Here is a 2873-nt window from a genome sequence, read left to right as displayed (position 1 = left end):
TGAGCGGCACTCCTGGTCTTGATTAGTGTGCGCGCTAACATTCAAGAGCGCAAGACCTTTTCACGAGAATTTCCCGGTTTCAGATCACAACTCGATCACGGCCCGATCGGAGCGCCCGACCGCGTCGATCCGGGGACGGATCAGCCGGGTACGACGGCGGTCGTCGACTCGCGAACGATCAGCTTCGGCTGGATCGTGTCGTGGCTGGGATCGGTGTCGCCCTCGATGGCGGCGATGAGCTGCTGCAGCGCCAGCTCGCCGAGTTCGGCGAAATTCTGGCGCACCGTGGTCAGCGGGGGAAGGAAGTGTCGCGCGTCGGACAGATCGTCGAACCCGACCACGTTCACGTCTTCGGGAACCCGGATACCGCGACCGTGCAACCCGTGGACGACGCCCAACGCGATCTGGTCGTTCGCCGCGAACACGGCGGTGGTGTCACCCAGGTCGAAGGACTTCCCGAACTCGAAGCCGAAGTCGCTCGTCCAGTCGCCGATGATGACCGGTCCCTCCGGCAGACCCGCCTCCGCGAGGCATTCGCGCCAGCCCTCCATGCGCTCACGGGCGTCGAACCAGTCCATGGGACCAGCGAGGTGCGCGATGCGACGATGACCGAGCCCGATGAGGTGCCTCACGGCCAGTCGCGCACCCTCGCGCTGATCGACGCCGACGGTGTGCCAGGCGGCATCCGCCTCGGCCTTGATGACGATCGTGGGAAGGCCGGTGGTTTGTTGCCGCAACAGATCGAGCGATGACTCGCGCGGAGCGATGACGCATAACGCGTCGACCCCCTGGGTGACGAGCTCCATCACCCCGGAATCCATCTGCGACGCATCGTCATCGCCGATCGAGAACGCGCTGACGGCGTACCCGACCTCGCGCGCCGCCTTCTCGAGGGCGCGGAGCGTGCTGTTCGGACCGTTCTGCACGGGGCCGTCGATGAGCACGCCGATCCGGCGGGCTCGCCGGGTGGCGAGGGCCCGGGCGATCGAACTCGGCGTGTAGTTCATCTCCTCGATCGCCTGCAAGACACGCGCGCGTGTCGTCTCGCGGATGTTCGGGTGGCCGTTCAAGACCCGCGACACCGTCATGTGCGACACGCCGGCGCGACGCGCGACGTCGTAGATGCTGGGCCGCTGCCACCCGCGACTCGAGGACTGGGGCATTGAGGTCTTCCGATCCGAACATCATGGGCGAGATGCGCACCGGACGATCCCAACGCACACGGCAGGCCACGGACCACGCCGAAAAAGGCCTGATCACAACATTCCATACTATTCGCCGACCCCGCACGCGTCACGGCCGGACGATAGGCATGCGCCCCATCCCCTCGCCGCCGGATGACACGCGCGACGACGGGGGCCGCGCTCTCACGCGCGGCGACGGTGACGATGCAGCAGAGCCACACCGACGGCCACGGCGACGACGGCTCCGGCGGCCATCAGCCAGGCCGGCTCGAACCCGGTGGCCGCGAGCCATCCATGGTCGGGCACACCGGACGGCGACGGCGTGACGCCCGCGGGGGCGGAGGGAAGGACCGTCGGCAGGGGGGTGATGTCGACGTCGACGTAGACGGCGTCGTCTCGCTGCAGCACCGTCGCCGCAAGGGTCATCGGCGTCCCTCTGTGGGCGCGGAGTCCGCGGCCTCGGCGCCGCCGGGGGCTGCTCCCGTCGCCGTAGGCGAGACGACGTCGGCCGGGACGGCGGCAGAGCCGTTCGCCGCGAGACGCCCTTCTTCGCGCGCACGGTCGAGGGCGGCCGTAAAGCGGCGGCGACGCCAGAAGAGGGCCGCGATGATCAGTAGGACGCCGAGCAGGACGAGGAGCTGCGGCACGGGGAGTGCCCACAGCGACGCATCCGACGACTGGGGTGCGACCTCGACGGCGCCGCCGCCCAGATCGGTCGCCGTCGGCGCCAGGTCGATGGAGCCCGGCACGAAGAACGTGGGCCAGACGTCGGCGACCGCGACGGTGAACGAGCGGGACTCCCCCGGCAGAAGCTCCTGGCGCGGTGCGCCGTCGGCGGGGAAAACCGCGGATCCGGTGCCGATCGTCGTGGCCCCGGTGACGAGCAGGCTGGCGTTGCCCGTGTTCTCGACCGTGAACGACGTGGTCGCGGAGCCCGGGCGGAAGGGGTTCCACGACATGTCGTACCCCGACTGGATCCCCGATACGGCGTAGGAGGGAACGATGTCGCCGGTGACGCGCGTCATCACGCGAAAGCCGACGCGGCTCTCGACCCCGACCTCGGAGCCGCTGGCGTCGGTACCGGTGGAGGAGACGGATGCGGCGATGCCCGCCGCGTGGTCACCCGGAATCGCTCCGTCCGGCACGGTGGTGGTGAAGGGGACGACGGCGGTGCCGTTCGGGGCGACGGTGACCGAGTCGGGCAGGTCGATCCACAGACCCGCATCGACCGACTCCTGATCGGAGGGCAGCATGTTGAACCGCCCGGTGTCGGTGTAGTACCCGTCCGCCGCGGAGAGGGAGAACGTCACCTCCGTGCGGCTGAGGTTGCGGACGGCCAGGAAGTCGGCGCGCGACGCCCCGGGATCGAGTTCCTGCTGAATGACGCCGCGGTCGTCGGCGCCCGAGGCATCAGCCGGGGTGACGGACCAGGTGATGTCGTCGGCGGATGCCGCGGATGCGGCGGGTACGCCGACGAGGAGCGGGGCGACGACGGCCGCAAGGGCGATCGTCATCCGCAGGAGAAAGGGGCGTGTCCTGGACATACCGCTGCGTCACCATCCCAGATCTTCGTCGATCCCGTCGACATCGTCCCTCATACGAACGGCGGGCCGACCAACATTGAAGACAAGGCCCCCAACAGATTCGCCCGTGCCGCGGGGTACGCGGACAGCACCACGGCCGCCGACC

General features: G+C 69.1%; 3 protein-coding genes. All 3 read right to left on the bottom strand.

Features of this window, described 5'->3' with window-relative positions; all coding sequences use genetic code 11:
* Nucleotides 1-140 precede the first annotated feature (140 nt).
* Complete coding sequence (locus tag RWP81_RS15925) at nucleotides 141-1163, bottom strand: LacI family DNA-binding transcriptional regulator (protein WP_314457739.1); 1023 nt, start codon at nucleotides 1161-1163, stop codon at nucleotides 141-143.
* A gap of 204 nt (nucleotides 1164-1367) precedes the next feature.
* Nucleotides 1368-1610 carry an LPXTG cell wall anchor domain-containing protein gene (locus RWP81_RS15920; protein ID WP_314457737.1) on the bottom strand — a complete coding sequence of 81 codons (243 nt, stop codon included), beginning with the start codon at nucleotides 1608-1610 and terminating at the stop codon, nucleotides 1368-1370.
* Entirely contained in the window at nucleotides 1607-2698 is a 1092-nt protein-coding gene (locus RWP81_RS15915) for a hypothetical protein (protein ID WP_314457735.1), read from the bottom strand. The genes RWP81_RS15920 and RWP81_RS15915 overlap by 4 nt, the downstream gene beginning before the upstream one ends.
* Nucleotides 2699-2873 lie beyond the last annotated feature (175 nt).

The sequence above is a fragment of the uncultured Microbacterium sp. genome (assembly GCF_963521695.1).
Lineage (GTDB): Bacteria > Actinomycetota > Actinomycetes > Actinomycetales > Microbacteriaceae > Microbacterium.
Note: the sequence above shows the minus strand (reverse complement) of the source record. Positions and strands in the feature narration are given on the sequence as shown.

Coding starts and splice junctions, on each gene's coding strand:
- RWP81_RS15920 (WP_314457737.1), bottom strand. CDS start 1,610: ATGACCCTTGCGGCGACGGTGCTGCAGCGAGACGACGCCGTCTACGTC.
- RWP81_RS15925 (WP_314457739.1), bottom strand. CDS start 1,163: ATGCCCCAGTCCTCGAGTCGCGGGTGGCAGCGGCCCAGCATCTACGAC.
- RWP81_RS15915 (WP_314457735.1), bottom strand. CDS start 2,698: ATGACGATCGCCCTTGCGGCCGTCGTCGCCCCGCTCCTCGTCGGCGTA.